Genomic DNA, 19,383 nt, shown 5'->3' on the forward strand with positions numbered 1-19,383 from the left:
CTGGCATTCTTGTCAGCCTTTTCTTTGCTCCATGCAGAGCTTAGTTAAAAGGGAAAACGATCCATTTGAGATGACCCTCGCCCGATATTCCAATTTTGTGTGAATACCCAGCCATCATTACGGTCATCACAAAAGCCATCATATCGCTCCCCCATAAAGCCCATTTTGAAGGCTCGTGATGGGTCACAAAAAGCACCTTTGTATTCTTCATATGACAATGCATATAACTCTTTCGCGTCAGAGTCAGTAGCACCAAGCTTGGAAAGCGATTCTTCTGATCGTTGAGGCAACTGCAAAGATACATCACGGTCGGCAAGCCCTGACCAGTCCTGATTTTCAGCATACTCAAGCGTAGAAGTGCTGACACATCCACTCAAAAACATAATGGCAATAAGTACTATCAGTTTTTTCATAACCACTCCCACCTTCGCAAAAATGGTAATGTAACACACCTTCATGAACATTTGCTGAACAGCTATGCGGATACTGACACCGATGAAACGCAAAAAGGCCATCCTTTCGGATGGCCTTTTCGTTTACTTTTTGTCTTCAGCTTTATCTTAAAAAGATGAAAACGAATTTGAAGCCTGGCGATGTCCTACTCTCACATGGGGAGACCCCACACTACCATCGGCGCTATTACGTTTCACTACTGAGTTCGGCATGGGATCAGGTGGGTCCATAATGCTATGGTCGCCAAGCAAATTTTGTTGTATTCCCCGCTTGCGCGAAAAACAAAAATCTGAAGAAAATCTGACTAGCCTATCTCTCAATACACATTCAATGTTCTTATCTGAGTCCGCTAAAACCCCTTGGGTGTTGTATGGTTAAGCCTCACGGGCAATTAGTATCAGTTAGCTCAACGCCTCGCAGCGCTTACACACCTGACCTATCTACGTCGTAGTCTCCAACAACCCTTTAGGACACTTATAGTGTCAGGGATGACTCATCTCGAGGCTTGCTTCGCGCTTAGATGCTTTCAGCGCTTATCAATTCCGAACTTAGCTACCGGGCAATGCCACTGGCGTGACAACCCGAACACCAGAGGTTCGTCCACTCCGGTCCTCTCGTACTAGGAGCAGCCCCTCTCAATCATCCAACGCCCACGGCAGATAGGGACCGAACTGTCTCACGACGTTCTAAACCCAGCTCGCGTACCACTTTAAATGGCGAACAGCCATACCCTTGGGACCGACTTCAGCCCCAGGATGTGATGAGCCGACATCGAGGTGCCAAACACCGCCGTCGATATGAACTCTTGGGCGGTATCAGCCTGTTATCCCCGGAGTACCTTTTATCCGTTGAGCGATGGCCCTTCCATTCAGAACCACCGGATCACTATGACCTACTTTCGTACCTGCTCGAATTGTCATTCTCGCAGTCAAGCGGGCTTATGCCATTGCACTAACCTCACGATGTCCGACCGTGATTAGCCCACCTTCGTGCTCCTCCGTTACTCTTTGGGAGGAGACCGCCCCAGTCAAACTACCCACCAGGCACTGTCCGCAACCCCGATTAGGGGCCAACGTTAGAACATCAAGCATACAAGGGTGGTATTTCAAGATTGCCTCCACACATACTGGCGTACGTGCTTCTAAGGCTCCCACCTATCCTACACATGTAGGGTCAATGTTCAGTGCCAAGCTGTAGTAAAGGTTCACGGGGTCTTTCCGTCTAGCCGCGGGTACACAGCATCTTCACTGCGATTTCAATTTCACTGAGTCTCGGGTGGAGACAGCGTGGCCATCATTACGCCATTCGTGCAGGTCGGAACTTACCCGACAAGGAATTTCGCTACCTTAGGACCGTTATAGTTACGGCCGCCGTTTACCGGGGCTTCGATCAAGAGCTTCTCCGAAGATAACCCCATCAATTAACCTTCCGGCACCGGGCAGGCGTCACACCGTATACGTCATCTTTCGATTTTGCACAGTGCTATGTTTTTAATAAACAGTTGCAGCCACCTGGTATCTGCGACTGCCTCTAGCTCCATCCGCAAGGGACTTCACCGGAGGCAGCGTACCTTCTCCCGAAGTTACGGTACCATTTTGCCTAGTTCCTTCACCCGAGTTCTCTCAAGCGCCTTGGTATTCTCTACCCGACCACCTGTGTCGGTTTGGGGTACGATTGCTTATAACCTGAAGCTTAGAGGCTTTTCCCGGAAGCATGGCATCAATGACTTCATCACCGTAGTGACTCGACATCGTGTCTCAGTGTTAACAGCGTCCCGGATTTACCTAAGACACCCACCTACGCACTTGAACTTGGACAACCGTCGCCAAGCTCACCTAGCCTTCTCCGTCCCCCCATCGCAGTTATAAGCAGTACGGGAATATTAACCCGTTTCCCATCGACTACGCCTTTCGGCCTCGCCTTAGGGGTCGACTTACCCTGCCCCGATTAACGTTGGACAGGAACCCTTGGTCTTCCGGCGAGGAGGTTTTTCACCCCCTTTATCGTTACTCATGTCAGCATTCGCACTTCTGATACCTCCAGCAAACCTTACAGTTCACCTTCAACGGCTTACAGAACGCTCCCCTACCCAACAACTCCGAAGAGTTGATGCCGCAGCTTCGGTGTATCGCTTAGCCCCGTTACATCTTCCGCGCAGGCCGACTCGACCAGTGAGCTATTACGCTTTCTTTAAATGATGGCTGCTTCTAAGCCAACATCCTGGCTGTCTGAGCCTTCCCACATCGTTTCCCACTTAGCGATAACTTTGGGACCTTAGCTGGCGGTCTGGGTTGTTTCCCTCTCCACGACGGACGTTAGCACCCGCCGTGTGTCTCCCGGATAGTACTTACTGGTATTCGGAGTTTGCAAAGGGTTGGTAAGTCGGGATGACCCCCTAGCCTTAACAGTGCTCTACCCCCAGTAGTATTCGTCCGAGGCGCTACCTAAATAGCTTTCGGGGAGAACCAGCTATCTCCGAGTTTGATTGGCCTTTCACCCCTAGCCACAAGTCATCCGCTAATTTTTCAACATTAGTCGGTTCGGTCCTCCAATTGATGTTACTCAATCTTCAACCTGCCCATGGCTAGATCACTCGGTTTCGGGTCTACTCCTAGCAACTCATTCGCCCAGTTAAGACTCGGTTTCCCTACGGCTCCCCTATTCGGTTAACCTTGCTACTAAAAGTAAGTCGCTGACCCATTATACAAAAGGTACGCAGTCACCCCACGAAGAGGCTCCCACTGCTTGTACGTACACGGTTTCAGGTTCTATTTCACTCCCCTCACAGGGGTTCTTTTCGCCTTTCCCTCACGGTACTGGTTCACTATCGGTCAGTCAGGAGTATTTAGCCTTGGAGGATGGTCCCCCCATGTTCAGACAGGATACCACGTGTCCCGTCCTACTCGTTTTCACGATAAAAGCATTGTCGTGTACGGGGCTATCACCCTGTATCGCTACCCTTTCCAGGGTATTCCACTAACACTTAAACCGCTTAAGGGCTAATCCGGGGTCGCTCGCCGCTACTGCCGGAATCTCAATTGATTTCTTTTCCTTCGGGTACTTAGATGTTTCAGTTCCCCGAGTTCGCCTCATACAGCTATGTATTCACTGCATGATACGTGCTTATGCACGTGGGTTTCCCCATTCGGAAATCGTAGACTCAAGTGGCTGTTACTGCCTTATCTACGCTTATCGCAAGTTACTACGTCCTTCATCGCCTCTGACTGCCAAGGCATCCACCGTGTACGCTTAGTCACTTAACCATACAACCCCAAGAGGTCTTTATGTATGGCAAACAACCAAGGTTGTTCCTAAGAACATGCTCAACTTACGTTGAACGGTTTTTCGCCGGACTCAAATATGTTCATCCCTCTCTAAGAGAAGAATGAAACCAAGAACACTTGAATGTGTTTGGTGTTAATTCCGAAGAATTAACGTTTTGAGAACTTTTGTTTCGTTACCTCTCGGGTAGAGAGATAAGAAACAGATTTCAATTTAATCCCTCTTTTTTCAAAGAAGCATTAAATCTACTAGTCAGCTTTCCAGATTTTTAAAGAGCATGTGTTTCTTCTCTCAAACAGAGAGTGGAACCACTTTCTAATGATTTTCGACGCAAAGATACGCACCCGATAACAAAACTTGTTTATTGGGCCTGCGATTCCGTGCAGAAAATTCTTAGAGAGTGGTGGGCGATACCGGGCTCGAACCAGTGACCCCCTCCTTGTAAGGGAGGTGCTCTCCCAACTGAGCTAATCGCCCACGATAGTTTTAATTCCCTCATGGAGAGAATGGTGGGTCGTGTAGGATTCGAACCTACGACCAATTGATTAAAAGTCAACTGCTCTACCAACTGAGCTAACGACCCGTGGCGTCCCATAGGGGAGTCGAACCCCTGTTACCGCCGTGAAAGGGCGGTGTCCTAGGCCTCTAGACGAATGGGACACTTTGCTTGTTTGGCATTTGGGATGCCAAACCACTCTTTACTTTTTTAACCTATACAATTTGTGTGGACACTTGCATCGATAGTATCGTTAAGGAGGTGATCCAGCCCCAGGTTCCCCTAGGGCTACCTTGTTACGACTTCACCCCAGTCATGAACCACACCGTGGTAAACGCCCTCCCGAAGGTTAAGCTATCTACTTCTGGTGCAGCCCACTCCCATGGTGTGACGGGCGGTGTGTACAAGGCCCGGGAACGTATTCACCGTGGCATTCTGATCCACGATTACTAGCGATTCCGACTTCACGGAGTCGAGTTGCAGACTCCGATCCGGACTACGACGTACTTTCTGGGATTCGCTCCACCTCGCGGCCTCGCTGCCCTCTGTATACGCCATTGTAGCACGTGTGTAGCCCTACTCGTAAGGGCCATGATGACTTGACGTCGTCCCCACCTTCCTCCGGTTTATCACCGGCAGTCTCCCTGGAGTTCCCACCATGACGTGCTGGCAAACAAGGATAAGGGTTGCGCTCGTTGCGGGACTTAACCCAACATTTCACAACACGAGCTGACGACAGCCATGCAGCACCTGTCTCACAGTTCCCGAAGGCACAAGTCCATCTCTGGTCTCTTCTGTGGATGTCAAGAGTAGGTAAGGTTCTTCGCGTTGCATCGAATTAAACCACATGCTCCACCGCTTGTGCGGGCCCCCGTCAATTCATTTGAGTTTTAATCTTGCGACCGTACTCCCCAGGCGGTCTACTTAACGCGTTAGCTCCGAAAGCCACGACTCTAGGTCACAACCTCCAAGTAGACATCGTTTACAGCGTGGACTACCAGGGTATCTAATCCTGTTTGCTCCCCACGCTTTCGCATCTGAGCGTCAGTCTTTGTCCAGGGGGCCGCCTTCGCCACCGGTATTCCTTCAGATCTCTACGCATTTCACCGCTACACCTGAAATTCTACCCCCCTCTACAAGACTCTAGCCTGCCAGTTCAAAATGCGGTTCCCAGGTTGAGCCCGGGGCTTTCACATCTTGCTTAACAAACCGCCTGCATGCGCTTTACGCCCAGTAATTCCGATTAACGCTCGCACCCTCCGTATTACCGCGGCTGCTGGCACGGAGTTAGCCGGTGCTTCTTCTGCAGCTAACGTCAAATTAATACGCTATTAACGTACTAACCTTCCTCACTGCTGAAAGTGCTTTACAACCCGAAGGCCTTCTTCACACACGCGGCATGGCTGCATCAGGCTTGCGCCCATTGTGCAATATTCCCCACTGCTGCCTCCCGTAGGAGTCTGGACCGTGTCTCAGTTCCAGTGTGGCTGATCATCCTCTCAAACCAGCTAGGGATCGTCGCCTTGGTGAGCCATTACCTCACCAACTAGCTAATCCCAACTGGGCCCATCCCGACGCGAGAGGTCCGAAGATCCCCCTCTTTGGTCCGTAGACATCATGCGGTATTAGCAGTCGTTTCCAACTGTTATCCCCCACGTCAGGGCAGGTTCCCAGCCATTACTCACCCGTCCGCCGCTCGTCATCTTCAAAAGCAAGCTTTTGAAATGTTACCGCTCGACTTGCATGTGTTAGGCCTGCCGCCAGCGTTCAATCTGAGCCATGATCAAACTCTTCAATTAGAATTTTGTTGTCACTCGAAAGTGACGCTCAATGAATACTGAATTACTTATTTGCCCTAAGGCAAATCTGCATTGACTGTGTTTCTTATTGGTTTCCACTTTTGAAAAAGTGAAATCAAAACAGCTCAAGGCTGATTTCCAATTCGATTGGGTCACTCAGTTCATTGATAAATCTTATGTCTATCAAATACGAGTGCCCACACAGATTGTATAGGTCAAATTGTTAAAGAACGTTGACTGTAGAAGCGACTCCGTGAAGGCGTCTTCTCATCGTCAGGGCTGCGAATTCTACGCTGCCAGGCGATGAAGTCAAGAAGAAATTTTGAGATTTTTCAACGTTGCTTTCGCAACCTTCAAAACGTCTTGTTGACCCCCTTCAACCGCGATAAGCACTGGGCTTTTCCGTTGAAGCAGGCGGGCATTCTACTGATTGAGTCGTTAACGTCAAGCGTTTATTTTCAATCAACTTTGAAGCCGTTTCGCCGTACCGAGTGGGCTGTTTGTTCCGTGTGGAGCAAGTCGCCGTGTCAGTGAGGTCGCATTATAGGGAGCGATTGAATCTTGGCAAGGGTGTTTTGCGAAAAACATCACAAAACAGAATTGTTCGCGCATTATTCAATCAAGTTGGTGAATTTTGATACTGTAACGGGTAGATTGACCTGTCGATTTATACCACTACGGTCTTTCCAGCTCACTTCCACCTTAAGAATTTTGGCATAAAGCTCTGCCACAGTGCTACCAGAAGGAGGGAGGTTAAGAGATGATTCATTAGATATAGACAACGTAAACGGGCTATCGTCATGAAGTGTCAGTACACAGGACTCGATAGTATCGAGCGTTTCGCCATTGCAATCAGAATTACCTGTCGTATTGATAGTTTGAAGCAGTGACGCTTGATTCTCTGCAATTCGTTTTGCTTCTATCATCATCGCCGCATTGCTTTTCTCTACTTCCATATAGCTATATAGCTTTAGCGTTCCAATACCTGACAACACCACCACTACGACAGAAACTAACACTTCAATAAGGGAAAAACCGCGATTAGAAGTCATGAATGCTGCCTCTTACTATTTTAGGCTGGCGGGGAAATTCTGGGTTTTCATCAGTGCTTGCGTCATATCCTGGCTTAAAAGCCCCAAACACTTTCGAAGTACTGTTTGCAACGTCTACAATATAGCTCCCTTTAGTCTCAAAAGATCCCCGAAACAGGAATGGAAGGTACCTCCAACTTTCAGGATCTAATCCAAGTGCATCAGCGTTTTTGAATTCAGCACATACTGTCGCCATTTTACCACTGGTGCAGGAAACGGTAGTAACAGGATTCCCGCCACCATCTAATTGAGGGTTTCCTTCGCTATCCATTACAACCTGAAATTCTAACCATGAATCAAGAAAGTTATCTCTTTCATAGTTAAACTGGAAAATAGAGCCATTAAAATTAGCTAATGCACCGTTGTAAGCGAGTACACCATCTTTCACAACAATTGAAACGGGCTTATTACTGTCACTAACTATCCCACTCAAATTGCAGTCACCATCGACCCAAATAGTCACTAACTTACCATCAGATTTTTCTACAGCATCACGCTTTTCGTTTATCAGTACGCCACATTGGTCTGCTATGTCGACCGTTAAAACGGAGCCATCTACGATTTGCGTTGTCTTCGTGCTAAAAGAAACATCAAACTTAGCTTTAATTTTTGCCCATTCACTTTTCTTCTCCTGAAATTTATCTTTAAACAGGTCCATATTTGGCTGAGAGTGCAAAATATCTGCTTCAAAGTCATTTTTCTTTCTAGTATTGGTGCCTACCGTTGTACTGAAGCCTTCTTTGCACTTTTCCAAATTAGTTTCTAGCAATTGAGACTCAAACGTAGCCGTCGAATTTCCCGTATCAATGATCACATCTCCACCCGCCACTATGGCTAGGCATTCATAGATGTCCAGCCCCCCGCCTTTTCCAACATGTGCTCCTTTTGCTGGCACCCAAGAGTTTCCGCCCTCTAAAATCAAACTACCTGATGTTTTGAAGGCTGATGCAGTCCCTCCTCCGCTATCAATAACAAAACCATACTCAGCAAAACCTGAAAACGAAGACAAAGACCAAGGGCTACCGACTCCTGATATAGATAGTTGGCTTCCTGTACTGCCTGCGCACTCATTCCTTAGTTTTGACTCGAAACTACCATCATTTAGAGCCGCTTGATTTGGCTCTAACTGCTCAAACACCGCGATCGCACAATCCAGCCCTGCTTTCGCTTTCGCTCGCTGCTCAGCATCAATCAGCAAATTTTGTGCTTTTTTAATTTCACCGTATCCTGAGCTTGCTACTGATACTGCAAATAATGCCACCATAACCAATACACCACTAACCACTGCCAGTGTCGCCATTCCTTTGTCTTTGTTCATCGTCATTACCCATCCACGTTAGGAACAGAAACAGTAAAAGACACTGCATCTGAAATAGCACTGTTTGACTTCAGTGAGGCGGATATTTTCACTTCGACTGATTGAAGCTTATTCGAACCAACAACAGCTTCGTAATACGCACGTTTGAAAGTTAAATCGGTAATTTCAAGTCGGTCATAGGTCATGTCTCGCCAATAACCGCTGTCACATTTCCAGTTGGTTAACGCTTTCCAGTTCTCGTATATTTCAATAACTGGGTTATTGTCAGGATCTTTCCCCAATCGATACCCCATCGCATCATCTTTGCCAGGCGTCATCACTCCAGCTCTTTTGTCATGGTTATAGGCAAAGCGAATACATGAGCCCTCAGTTAATTGATTGGCACTGTCATCAATAAGGATCGAGGAAGCCAATCCGGCCGCATCTTTAACAATAAATGGATTGGACGACGAGCAGTCGAAGCAGAACCCTGCCCTTGCGATATCATTTTTCAAGGTGTCGGCAATGAGGTTTAGCTGAGAACGTAAGAAATCTCGCTGTAAATGCGCAGATCCCATATTTGTACTCACCGAAAACAAAGCAATGGAAGAAGCCAAAACAACCAAACTCACGGTTAGGCCGACCATTAATTCAACTAAGGTATACCCAAAGACCTTTTTCCTCTTCATCATGAACAGGACTCCCAGCCGGTAACAACTGTATTGCTACACCCTTTTAAACCCGAATACTGGCGGATAAGAATTCCTGATTCCTTACCCGTTTCCGATCCTTTGGCAAGTTTCACTGTTTTATTAACAGAGGGAAGACCATTCTTTGGGGAGAAATGAAAAAGTTTTTCGGCGGATGAAGTAGCGGGTTCTTGAACCGTCACACTACCACCACTTTCAATGATGAATTTTTGCAACCCTTCACTGGCTGTGCAGCTAAAATCACCCACGTCTGATTTGGTGCTTAAACCAATACAACCATTCGCATCTTCAGTGACTGGTACATAATGAACGTAAATAATACTATGGCGTTTTATCGATTCTGACTGGCCAACCTCTAGCATGCTCAATAACTGGGTCGCTTTGCTTTCCACCACCGCGGCTTTATGCGAAGAAACATAACTTGGCACAGCAACCGCTGTGACCACCGCCAGAACTGATAGCGTAGTTATCATTTCAATCAAGCTAAATCCGCGTGTTCGATTCCAATTACCCACAACAAACGTCCAATGTCCTTAACGTAACTTGTCTGGATACTACCACATCGATAATTTAGCCCTTTGGATTGAATACAAATTTCCCGTATAGCGATATAAAAAATGATGCTGAGAAAACGAACATTACACACGGGCATGACATTGATCGAAATCTTAGTGACCGTCGCGATTGTTGGTGCTCTTGCCACCATCGCCATTCCAGCAATGGGTAATTATTTGATTAAGTCAGAACGAAGCCGAGTACAAGTCGATCTTTATCAACTTCAAGTTCACACTGAGCAGTTCTTCACTGAAAATAGTTGGAGTTATCCCGATGATACGACACTGATTTGCAGCAAATGCAAAGTGTCAGAAGAGTATGACTTTTCGATTGATACAAGTGGCACTGGCAACAACGCTTACGTTATCAAAGCTAAGCCGAAGGCGACATCCCGGCAAGACAACGACACCGACTGCCACACCATGGCAATCAATGCAGCGTCAGAGCAGGTAAACTTCAAAAAAGATGGGGTAGGTATTTCCGATAATAGTAAATGCTGGATATAAAAAAGCCGGCGAGTTTAACGTCGCCGGCTTTTCATTTGATAATTTTTAGCTTGTCAGGTCATCGAAGAATTTCTTCACGCCATCGAAGAAACCTTCCGATTTAGGCTTGTGCTTTTTGGCTGCACTGCCACCTAACGTTTCTTCAAATTCACGCAGCAATTCTTTTTGCTTGCTACTTAGATTGACGGGTGTTTCAACAACCAGCTTACAGATTAAATCACCTAAGCCGCCGCCACGTACTGACTGCACACCTTTACCACGCATGCGGAACATACGACCAGTTTGAGTTTCAGCAGGTACTTTCAGACTGACTCGACCATCAAGTGTTGGGACTTCAACTTCCCCACCCAATGCAGCCATAGTAAAGCTTACAGGCACTTCGCAATACAGGTTGTTACCATCACGCGTAAATATGTGATGGTCACGAACATGAACCTGAACATATAGATCACCAGCTGGTGCACCATATTCGCCAGCTTCACCTTCACCCGTTAGACGTATACGGTCTCCCGTATCAACTCCCGCAGGAATCTTGACACTAAGGGTTTTCGTTTTCTGTACGCGGCCTTGACCATGACAACTGCCACACGGATCTTTAATAATTTTTCCGCGACCATGACAGGTTGGACAAGTTTGCTGCACAGCGAAGAAACCCTGACGCATTTGCACCTGGCCTTGACCATGACACGTGCCACAGGTTTGTGGTGATGAACCCGGTTTCGCGCCACTGCCACCACAAGGATCACAGCTAACATACGTTGGGACATCGATCTCTTTGTTCACACCACGAACAGCTTCTTCTAGTGTGAGTTCCATGTTGTAGCGTAAATCAGCACCGCGTTGAGCGCGAGACTGACCACCACCACGACGACCGCCGCCACCAAAGATGTCGCCAAACACGTCGCCGAAGATATCGCTAAAGTCTGCATTACCGCCGCCACCGAAACCACCGCCGCCGCCCATACCACCTTGCTCAAAGGCAGCATGACCGTATTGATCATAGGCTGCACGTTTTTGCGCGTCAGTCAGGATCTCATATGCTAGTTTGACTTCTTTAAACTTATCCGTCGCCGTCTCGTCACCTGGGTTTTTATCCGGGTGAAACTTCATTGCCAGACGCTTGTACGCTTTTTTAATGTCGCGTTCACTGGCGTCACGGCTTACGCCAAGTACTTCATAAAAATCACGTTTTGACATGTTTTACTTGTCACCTGTTTTTAGACCAAGCGAACATTAACCCGCTTCGCATCATACAACTACGGGCGGAGGAGATCCCTCCTACGCCCGTGCGAAATAAAACGGCTAATTAGCTAGTCTTATTTTTTATCGTCTTTTACTTCTTCAAACTCAGCATCAACAACATCGTCGTCTTGCTTCGCTTGTGCACCGGCATCGTCAGTCTGAGCAGCTTGAGCTTTTTGCTGGGCTACTTCCATCAGCTTTTGAGATGCTGCAATAAGTGCCTGAACTTTTGCATCAATGGCTTCTTTATCTTCGCCTTTGCGTGCTGTTTCTAGCTCACTAATTGCTGCTTCGATTTTCTCTTTCTCATCCGCTGGCAGAGCATCGCCTGCTTCTTCAATTTGCTTACGTGTACCGTGTACTAGTTGGTCAGCTTGGTTGCGTGCAGTCACAAGTTCTTCGAACTTCTTATCTGCTTCTTTGTTCGCTTCCGCTTCCTGAACCATTTTTTCGATTTCGTCGTCGCTCAGACCACCCGATGCTTGAATAGTGATCTTCTGCTCTTTACCTGAGCTCTTGTCTTTCGCAGACACATGCAAGATACCATCTGCATCCAAATCGAAAGTCACTTCGATTTGTGGCATGCCGCGTGGAGCAGGGTTAATGCCTTCTAGGTTAAATTGCCCCAAAGACTTATTGTAAATCGATTGTTTACGCTCACCCTGCAGCACGTGAATCGTTACTGCACTTTGGTTGTCGTCAGCCGTTGAGAACACTTGATTCGCTTTAGTAGGAATCGTGGTGTTCTTCTCAATCAGCTTAGTCATTACACCGCCCATGGTTTCAATACCCAAAGACAGAGGTGTAACGTCTAGCAGAAGAACGTCTTTAACGTCACCAGACAATACGCCACCTTGAACCGCAGCACCAACAGCAACTGCTTCATCAGGGTTCACGTCTTTGCGTGGCTCTTTACCAAAGAATTCAGTTACTTTAGCTTGAACCATTGGCATACGTGTTTGACCACCAACCAAGATAACGTCATTGATGTCGCTCACAGACAAGTCTGCATCTGCAAGAGCAACTTTCAACGGCTCAAGAGAGCGAAGAACTAAATCTTCAACCAAAGACTCAAGCTTCGCACGCGTCACTTTAATGTTCATGTGCTTAGGACCATTCGCATCTGCCGTTACATATGGCAGGTTAACGTCGGTCTGCTGAGCAGAAGACAGTTCAATCTTCGCTTTCTCTGCGGCTTCTTTAACACGCTGCATAGCTAGCGGGTCTTTGCGCAGATCAATACCTTGGTCTTTCTTAAATTCGTCTACCAAGTAGTTGATTAGACGGTTATCAAAGTCTTCACCACCTAAGTGAGTGTCACCATTGGTTGCTAGTACTTCGAACGTCTTCTCGCCTTCAACTTCATCAATTTCGATAATAGAGATATCGAAAGTACCACCACCTAGGTCGTAAACCGCGATAGTACGGTCGCCGCCTTCTTTATCCAAACCGTACGCCAATGCAGCTGCGGTTGGTTCGTTGATGATACGTTTAACTTCTAGACCCGCAATACGACCAGCATCTTTAGTTGCTTGACGCTGAGCATCGTTAAAGTACGCAGGTACAGTGATAACCGCGCCAGTCACTTCCTCACCGAGGAAGTCTTCCGCCGTTTTCTTCATTTTTTTCAGAACTTCAGCCGAAACCTGAGGAGCAGCCATTTTCTGACCTTTCGCTTCTACCCAAGCATCACCGTTGTCAGCTTTCACAATTTTGAAAGGCATGATTTCGATGTCACGCTGAACTTCTTCGTCTTCAAAGCGACGACCAATGAGTCGTTTAATTGCATACAGCGTATTTTCTGGGTTAGTGACAGCCTGACGTTTTGCTGGCTGACCTACCAAGATTTCACCGTCCTGGGTGTACGCGATGATTGATGGCGTTGTGCGATCACCTTCCGCGTTTTCAATTACGCGTGGTTTGTCACCGTCCAGTACTGCTACACATGAGTTGGTAGTACCCAAGTCGATACCAATGATCTTACCCATTTTGGTTTTCTCCGAAATTCAACTTACGTCTATGTTGCGTTACCCCTTATATGGGGGTCGCGTTAGAGGGTTCAACCCTGCACAAGAAAAATTTTTTAATTTCTTTCGATGCCCAGTTAATAAGGGCAGGTTTAGCACTTTCAAGGGGGACAAATAAAAAAACCCGCAAAAAGCGGGTTTTTATTGAAAAGAGGCGATTATGCCTGCTCGTCTACATTTCCCGCCGCCGCTTTAGAAACCATAACCATCGCTGGGCGCACAACGCGACCATTCAGTTCATAGCCTTTTTGCATCACTAGCATAACGGTATTTGGCTCGTGCTCAGCACTTTCCTGAATAGACATCGCCTGATGGAATTCAGGGTTGAACGGTTCGCCATGAGGGTTCAGCTCTTTCAAGCCAAATTTCTCAATGGTTCCCTTCATAGTTTTCAACGTCAGCTCAATACCTTCCAACATAGGCTTGATGGCTTCATCGTTTTTGTCAGCCAATTCAACCGCACGCTCCATGTTGTCGATAACAGGCAACAATTCACCCGCAAATCGCTCCAACGCGTACTTACGCGCTTTATCAATTTCTTGTTCAGTACGACGACGCATATTTTCTACGTCAGCACGAGCACGTAATACGCTGTCTTGTTGCTCGCTAACCTTCGCTTCACTGGCTTCAAGTGCCGCTTCAAGCTCTGCAATCCGGTTGATCATTGCATCTGCTTCAGCATCTAGAATATTTTCATTTTTCACTTCAACAGTTTCTGCGTTTTGCAATTCGTCTTGCTGGATCTTGTTTTCTTCGTTGTTCATGCTATCTCCGACACAATACTCTGTGTTGAAACCCACATTGTGATGCAATGGGGCATCAATCTCGACGGTTTTGCTTATTATGGGGATGTATAGCCGTGTTTCAAGGCGTCATTTGCGGCAAAGTTGCACTCAAACGATCGAATGTTTATACCCCTAACATGAAAAAGGGCAATATTGATGAATATATCAGCACGTTTTCACCATGTTGATATTGGCTATTCAAGGCATTACAACGCTTGTTAACACGTACATCTCGAATGAATTTGGGTATATAATCAAGCCACTAGACAACGCAGGATCGATACGATGTCAAAGCGTTTTAAGACAATTGCTTTAGTGGGCAAACCGCGAAACCCCGAAGCCGTTGCCACACACGAAAATCTTTATTACTGGCTAACCAAACAAGGCTATCGCACCTTGGTCGACAATCGACTAGACAGTTACATCAATATTCCCGCAGAAGATTTTCACGATCTTCTTTCTATGGGCGCCAAAGCAGACCTTGCGATCGTGATTGGTGGTGATGGAAATATGCTGGGCGCAGCTCGGGTTCTTTCTCGTTTCGATATTTCAGTCATTGGTGTCAATCGCGGAAATTTAGGGTTTCTAACCGACATTGATCCTGACGCGTATGAAGAAACGCTTTCTGCCGTATTAGCTGGAGAGTTCGTCGAAGACCCCCGTTTTTTGCTTGAAGCTGAAGTACATCGACACGGCCAAATTAAAAGCCACAATGCAGCGTTGAATGAAGCGGTTCTTCACCCTGGTCAAGTCGCACATATGATCGAGTTTGAAGTTTACATCGATGATAACTTCGCGTTTTCACAACGCTCAGATGGACTTATCATCTCGACGCCAACAGGCTCAACGGCATACAGCCTCTCAGGCGGTGGCCCGATATTATCGCCTAGCCTTGATGCCATATCGCTAGTACCGATGTTTCCCCATACGCTTTCTAGCCGCCCACTCGTTGTTGACGCGAAACGCCACATCAAACTCGTGGTTTCTCCAGACAACGGAAGCACCTTGGAAGTAAGTTGCGACAGTCAGGTCTCGCTACCCGTCAACCCTGGCGATGAAGTGCATATCTACCGTAGTCCGTCGCAGCTAAAGCTAATCCACCCTAAAAACTACAACTACTACAAAACCTTGCGAACAAAACTAGGATGGTCAAGCAAGCTTTTCTAGCCCTTAATCGCCAATCGCCGAATAAAAACACAAAGAGCAGGCCAAATCTGCTCTTTTTTGTTATCCATATCACAAAATAATTCTAAGCTGCCCCCCTAACAACTTTACTGTATACAAACACAGTATATACTGTACGTACAAACAGGTGATGATAGATACAGGTATTCACACATGCTGGCGCACATTACGATTCAGAACTTTGCCATAGTTAAATCATTAGAGCTCGATTTCCAAAAGGGAATGACCACGATCACCGGTGAAACAGGTGCAGGTAAATCCATTGCCATTGATGCATTGGGGCTTTGCCTTGGCGACCGCGCAGATGCATCGATGGTTCGTCCAGGTGAAGATAAGGCAGAAATCGTAACACTCTTCCATCTGCAAAATAATCCAGCGGCACGTCGCTGGCTTGAAGATAATGAACTTGCAGACGGAGAAGAGTGCATATTGCGCCGGGTTATCACCAAAGAAGGCCGCTCACGTGCTTTCATTAACGGAAGTCCTGTTCCGGCCTCTCAGCAAAAATTACTCGGCCAACACCTCATAAATATTCATGGTCAGCATGCTCATCAGCTTTTGATGCGTAATGATTTCCAACTGACTTTGCTTGACCAATATGCAGGCCATCAGCATCTGCTAGTGACCATGAGACAGCGCTATCAAAACTGGCGTGCAGCCCGTAACGAACTCAAACAACTCGAGAAAAACAAAGAAGCCTTTGAGGCGCAAAAACAGCTTTTGGAGTATCAAGTCAAAGAGCTCAACGAATTAGCACTCGGTGAAACGGAGTACCCTGATCTTGAAGAAGAGCACAAGCGCCTTTCAAACTGCGGCGATATTGCAATTTGTAGTCAAAGTGTCATTCAAGCGCTGAGCGAAGACGACGACAACAACGCTCTTCATCTCTTGCAGTTTGCACAACAAAAGCTGGCTGAACTAACATCCATGGACAGCCAATTCACGCCGCTAATGCAAATGTTGGATGAGGCCTGTATTCAGGTTCAAGAAACCAGCCATGAGATCATTAGCTACATGGACCGACTGGATATGGATCCTGCTCGCCTGAGCTACCTTGACGATCGCATGGCAAGCATCATGCGCCTATCCCGCAAGCATCAAGTGCTTCCTGCTGAGCTCTATCAGGCCCATCAGGCGCTCGTTGCCGAATTAGACTCACTCAATGACAGTGATAACCAGATTGAACAGCTCGCGGCTGATGTAGAACTCAAGCAACAAGCCTGTCTTGCTGCCGCAGAGAAGCTCAGTAAGAGCCGCAAACGATACGCCAAAGAGCTGGATAAACTGATTTCGTCCAGCATGCATGAACTCAGCATGCAGCATGGCAAGTTCCATATTGACATCAACAGCCAACCAGAGAGCAATCTTTCACCTATGGGTGTCGATAACATCGAGTTTTTAGTTTCCACTAACCCCGGCCAGCCAATGCAAGCGCTGGGCAAGGTAGCGTCCGGTGGCGAGCTGTCGCGCATTTCTCTGGCTATACAAGTGATTACCGCTCAGAAAGTCGATACGCCAAGTTTGATTTTCGATGAAGTGGATGTGGGCATCAGCGGCCCAACAGCAGCCATCGTTGGGAAACTACTGCGCAAACTTGGCGAATCGACCCAAGTTATGTGTGTGACTCATTTACCACAAGTCGCAGGTTGCGGGCATCAACAAATGTTTGTCACTAAGACCAGTGATAAAGGAACAACGACCACCAGCATGATCCCTCTCGACATTACAGCACGCGTTCAAGAGTTGGCTCGTCTGCTAGGTGGTAGTGAAATCACAGAACACACACTGGCGAATGCCAAAGAATTGTTGGTGGCAGCATAGTGATTGTCAGAAAAGAAACTTTTTTCAAATAGCACGGTCGAACAACCAAGTTGAGAGAAGAGTTTTTTACTTCTCTCACTTGCTTGTTTATCATCGTCCCCTATTTTGGAAATGAAGTAAGAAGTCATGCATTGGAAACACGTCGTTGCGGTATCTCTTGTCCTTGCCAGCCTGACAGGTTGTTCTTGGGTTAATAAGCTGGTTTACCGTATAGATATCAATCAGGGAAACTACATCGACCAAAGTGCAGTTGAAGAACTCAAATTTGGCATGACCAAAGAGCAAGTCAAATTCTTACTTGGTCCACCAATGCTGGTAGAAGCTGGTTATCCAAATACTTGGTATTTCGTTCAGTGGCTGAAACCGGGTCATTCTGAGCCTGAGCAAAAAGAGTTAATTCTCTCTTTTGATGAAAGCGGTCAATTGATCGGCATGAAAGGAGACTTTCAGGCTGGTACGAGCTTTTTTGAAGTGATTCGATAATCTAGTAGCTAAAAAACCCGCATTAGCGGGTTTTTTTATGTCTATGGCATTCTGCTGTTTGCCAATAAACACGTATTTTAGAGTAACACTCAACTATTTGAGCATTTTCTCTAGCTGCTCTTTGTTGGTATGACGAATGTCCTTACCTTTGACAAAGTAAATGATGTACTCACAAATATTCTGGCAGCGATCACCCACTCGCTCGATGGCGCGTGCCGACCACATGACCTTCAATACATTCGGTATAGAACGAGGGTCTTCCATCATATATGTCATCAGCTGGCGAATAATCGCCTCATACTCTTTGTCAAGATGATCATCACTATGATAAACCTTCATTGCCGCATCCACATCCATACGTGCGAATGCGTCGAGCACATCGTGCAACATGCGAGCCGCTTTATGGCCTAGATTTTCTAGCGAAACCAAAAAAGGTTGCTGATGATTGGAGAAGTTATCCAATGCCATTTTTGCAATGCTGTCTGCGACATCACCGATGCGTTCAAGATCGGTAATGGTTTTAATGATCGCAATAACCAAACGGAGATCACCTGCTGTAGGCTGACGCTTGGCGATGATCCGCGTACACGCTTCGTCAATGGCCACTTCCATCGAATTTACTTTGTGATCTTCACGAATAACTTGCTTCGCGAGCTCTACATCTTGGTAGTGTATGGCCCTCAAAGCATCCGTTAACTGACGCTCCACCAGCCCCCCCATGGCAAGCACGTGTGTGCGAATAGACTCCAGTTCAGCATTAAACTGACCAGAGATATGGCGACTGAAATTGTGATTGTCCATCTACTCAGAATCCTTTAGCCGTAACGACCGGTGATGTAATCTTCAGTTTGCTTATTTTTGGGCGTCGTGAAGAGTGTGTCTGTGTCCGCGTATTCTACCAGCTTACCTAGGTTGATAAACGCTGTCTGGTCGGAAACACGTGCGGCTTGCTGCATATTATGCGTGACGATCACTACCGTGTATTTACGCTTCAGATCATTGATGAGCTCTTCAATGGTCAGTGTCGAGATCGGGTCCAGCGCTGACGTCGGTTCATCCAACAGCAATACCTCAGGTTCAATCGCGATCGCGCGCGCAATAACCAAACGCTGCTGCTGACCTCCCGACAAGCCAAAGGCATTGTCATGCAGTCTATCTTTCACTTCATCCCAAAGTGCTGCTGCGCGAAGAGAGCGCTCTACTGCATCATCCAGACTTCTTGCATTCTTTACACCTTGCAATCGCAAACCGTAAATCACATTCTCATAGATGGATTTGGGAAAGGGGTTTGGCCGTTGAAACACCATACCCACTTGTCGGCGCAAAGCTGGAACATCAACGCTTTCATCGTAGACGTTGGTGCCATGCAACAAAATTTCGCCATCAACACGACAGCCGTCAACCAGATCATTCATTCGATTGATACAGCGAAGAAGCGTTGATTTTCCGCAGCCAGAGGGCCCGATAAAGGCCGTCACTTTGCCTTTAGGAATGCGCATATTGATATCAAACAATGCCTGAGAATTGCCGTAATACAAGTTTAGATTTTGGATTCCCAGCGTTGTCTGCTCATCGGGAAGTGAGGACAAATCAATCGGACCGGGTAATCCTAAGTTGGCATTGATGGATAACATTTCGTCGTTTGTTCCTT

At 46.9% G+C, this 19,383-nt stretch carries 14 protein-coding genes, 3 tRNA genes and 3 rRNA genes; 4 read left to right on the top strand and 16 right to left on the bottom strand.

Annotated elements, in window-relative coordinates:
• Nucleotides 1–44: 44 nt before the first annotated feature.
• The 11 genes from AB8599_RS12465 to AB8599_RS12515 all read right to left on the bottom strand — a co-directional run bounded on the left by AB8599_RS12465 (nucleotide 45) and on the right by AB8599_RS12515 (nucleotide 9,601).
• The gene (locus tag AB8599_RS12465; RefSeq protein ID WP_407331239.1) at nucleotides 45–413 is read right to left on the bottom strand and encodes a DUF2799 domain-containing protein; all 369 of its coding nucleotides are present in this window, start codon (nucleotides 411–413) and stop codon (nucleotides 45–47) included.
• 172 nt (nucleotides 414–585) lie between these two features.
• A 5S ribosomal RNA gene (rrf, locus tag AB8599_RS12470) occupies nucleotides 586–701 on the bottom strand.
• 122 nt (nucleotides 702–823) lie between these two features.
• A 23S ribosomal RNA gene (locus tag AB8599_RS12475) occupies nucleotides 824–3,716 on the bottom strand.
• Nucleotides 3,717–4,136: 420 nt separating this feature from the next.
• Nucleotides 4,137–4,212, bottom strand: a tRNA-Val gene (locus AB8599_RS12480).
• Between the two features lie 30 nt (nucleotides 4,213–4,242).
• Nucleotides 4,243–4,318, bottom strand: a tRNA-Lys gene (locus AB8599_RS12485).
• Nucleotide 4,319: 1 nt separating this feature from the next.
• Nucleotides 4,320–4,395, bottom strand: a tRNA-Glu gene (locus AB8599_RS12490).
• A gap of 90 nt (nucleotides 4,396–4,485) precedes the next feature.
• Nucleotides 4,486–6,030 (bottom strand): 16S ribosomal RNA (locus AB8599_RS12495).
• The 16S, 23S and 5S rRNA genes sit together here with 3 tRNA genes alongside, the layout of an rRNA operon.
• Nucleotides 6,031–6,641: 611 nt before the next feature.
• The gene (locus AB8599_RS12500) at nucleotides 6,642–7,082 is read right to left on the bottom strand and encodes a prepilin-type N-terminal cleavage/methylation domain-containing protein (protein ID WP_407331240.1); all 441 of its coding nucleotides are present in this window, start codon (nucleotides 7,080–7,082) and stop codon (nucleotides 6,642–6,644) included.
• Complete coding sequence (locus AB8599_RS12505) at nucleotides 7,072–8,445, bottom strand: hypothetical protein (RefSeq protein ID WP_407331241.1); 1,374 nt, start codon at nucleotides 8,443–8,445, stop codon at nucleotides 7,072–7,074. The genes AB8599_RS12500 and AB8599_RS12505 overlap by 11 nt, the downstream gene beginning before the upstream one ends.
• Complete coding sequence (locus AB8599_RS12510; protein ID WP_407331242.1) at nucleotides 8,445–9,110, bottom strand: prepilin-type N-terminal cleavage/methylation domain-containing protein; 666 nt, start codon at nucleotides 9,108–9,110, stop codon at nucleotides 8,445–8,447. The genes AB8599_RS12505 and AB8599_RS12510 overlap by 1 nt, the downstream gene beginning before the upstream one ends.
• Complete coding sequence (locus AB8599_RS12515; RefSeq protein ID WP_407333218.1) at nucleotides 9,107–9,601, bottom strand: prepilin-type cleavage/methylation domain-containing protein; 495 nt, start codon at nucleotides 9,599–9,601, stop codon at nucleotides 9,107–9,109. The genes AB8599_RS12510 and AB8599_RS12515 overlap by 4 nt, the downstream gene beginning before the upstream one ends.
• A gap of 144 nt (nucleotides 9,602–9,745) precedes the next feature.
• Here AB8599_RS12515 and AB8599_RS12520 point away from each other — a divergent pair, with 144 nt between their 5' ends.
• Entirely contained in the window at nucleotides 9,746–10,189 is a 444-nt protein-coding gene (locus AB8599_RS12520; protein ID WP_407331243.1) for a type IV pilin protein, read from the top strand.
• Between the two features lie 45 nt (nucleotides 10,190–10,234).
• Here the strand turns inward: AB8599_RS12520 and dnaJ are convergent, their stop codons facing one another.
• The 3 genes from dnaJ to grpE form a co-directional block, all read right to left on the bottom strand.
• Nucleotides 10,235–11,386 (bottom strand): molecular chaperone DnaJ, encoded by a 1,152-nt coding sequence (gene dnaJ / locus AB8599_RS12525; protein WP_407331244.1) that lies wholly within the window; start codon nucleotides 11,384–11,386, stop codon nucleotides 10,235–10,237.
• Nucleotides 11,387–11,505: 119 nt separating this feature from the next.
• Nucleotides 11,506–13,419 carry a molecular chaperone DnaK gene (gene dnaK, locus AB8599_RS12530; protein WP_407331245.1) on the bottom strand — a complete coding sequence of 638 codons (1,914 nt, stop codon included), beginning with the start codon at nucleotides 13,417–13,419 and terminating at the stop codon, nucleotides 11,506–11,508.
• 197 nt (nucleotides 13,420–13,616) lie between these two features.
• Nucleotides 13,617–14,222, bottom strand: coding sequence for a nucleotide exchange factor GrpE (grpE, locus tag AB8599_RS12535; protein ID WP_407331246.1), 606 nt, complete (start codon nucleotides 14,220–14,222; stop codon nucleotides 13,617–13,619).
• A 306-nt stretch (nucleotides 14,223–14,528) separates the two neighbouring features.
• On the opposite strand from grpE, the gene nadK reads away from it, so the two are divergent.
• The 3 genes from nadK (at nucleotide 14,529) to bamE (ending at nucleotide 17,732) form a co-directional block, all read left to right on the top strand.
• Nucleotides 14,529–15,410 carry an NAD(+) kinase gene (nadK, locus tag AB8599_RS12540; RefSeq protein WP_407331247.1) on the top strand — a complete coding sequence of 294 codons (882 nt, stop codon included), beginning with the start codon at nucleotides 14,529–14,531 and terminating at the stop codon, nucleotides 15,408–15,410.
• 171 nt (nucleotides 15,411–15,581) lie between these two features.
• Nucleotides 15,582–17,249, top strand: coding sequence for a DNA repair protein RecN (recN, locus tag AB8599_RS12545; RefSeq protein ID WP_407331248.1), 1,668 nt, complete (start codon nucleotides 15,582–15,584; stop codon nucleotides 17,247–17,249).
• A gap of 126 nt (nucleotides 17,250–17,375) precedes the next feature.
• A complete protein-coding gene (gene bamE, locus AB8599_RS12550; protein WP_407331250.1) occupies nucleotides 17,376–17,732 on the top strand; it encodes an outer membrane protein assembly factor BamE in 357 nt (118 codons plus the stop codon).
• Nucleotides 17,733–17,825: 93 nt separating this feature from the next.
• Here bamE and phoU read toward each other — a convergent pair whose 3' ends face one another.
• Both phoU and pstB read right to left on the bottom strand, forming a co-directional pair.
• Entirely contained in the window at nucleotides 17,826–18,533 is a 708-nt protein-coding gene (gene phoU / locus AB8599_RS12555) for a phosphate signaling complex protein PhoU (protein WP_407331251.1), read from the bottom strand.
• A gap of 14 nt (nucleotides 18,534–18,547) precedes the next feature.
• Complete coding sequence (gene pstB, locus AB8599_RS12560) at nucleotides 18,548–19,366, bottom strand: phosphate ABC transporter ATP-binding protein PstB (protein ID WP_407331252.1); 819 nt, start codon at nucleotides 19,364–19,366, stop codon at nucleotides 18,548–18,550.
• Nucleotides 19,367–19,383: the final 17 nt, after the last annotated feature.

This window comes from Enterovibrio litoreus, assembly GCF_045679545.1.
Taxonomy (GTDB): domain Bacteria; phylum Pseudomonadota; class Gammaproteobacteria; order Enterobacterales; family Vibrionaceae; genus Enterovibrio.